This window comes from Lactobacillus sp. C449L (assembly GCF_059900815.1).
Genome location: NZ_JBWXGA010000207.1, coordinates 1 through 459, shown reverse-complemented (window position 1 = coordinate 459; position 459 = coordinate 1). Strand labels below are relative to the sequence as shown.

Genomic DNA, 459 nt, shown 5'->3' with positions numbered 1-459 from the left:
AACCCGCCCTGGCCGCGTGGAGATGACCGCTGGGATCTTCCTCAAGGATCGGGCCGACGTCGCCGCCGTGCTGAGGACGCCTTCTTGCAAGGTGCCCTCTGCGATGGGCTTCAACTCAGCCACACCAGCCTGCGTCTGATCCACGACCAGAGATCAAGCTCCCGAAATCCCATGCCGGATTTGAAACGGCACCCATCCTTGATAAAGCAGCGATAGATCAGTCGCGCCCGAATCTAGAAAGAACACGCATGCCCCTGATCCTCTCGATCGCCGACCTCATCCCTCGCTTTCCTGCGTTCCGGGTCGGTGTGATCGTGGCAGAAGGCCTGAGTCTTGCACCGGAGCGGCCGCGTGCATTGGATGCTTTCATTGCGGAACGGGAGGAGGCCTGCCGCTCCCGTTGGAGTGGCATGGAGCTCTCCGAAATTCCAGGCATTGCGGTCTGGCGCGAGGCTTACA

The 459-nt window shown here is 61.0% G+C and carries 1 protein-coding gene; it reads left to right on the top strand.

The features are described 5' to 3' along the window. Positions 1-248: 248 nt before the first annotated feature. The coding region (locus AC2JF9_RS09050; protein WP_500727098.1) for a hypothetical protein at positions 249-459 on the top strand (211 nt) is incomplete at its 3' end.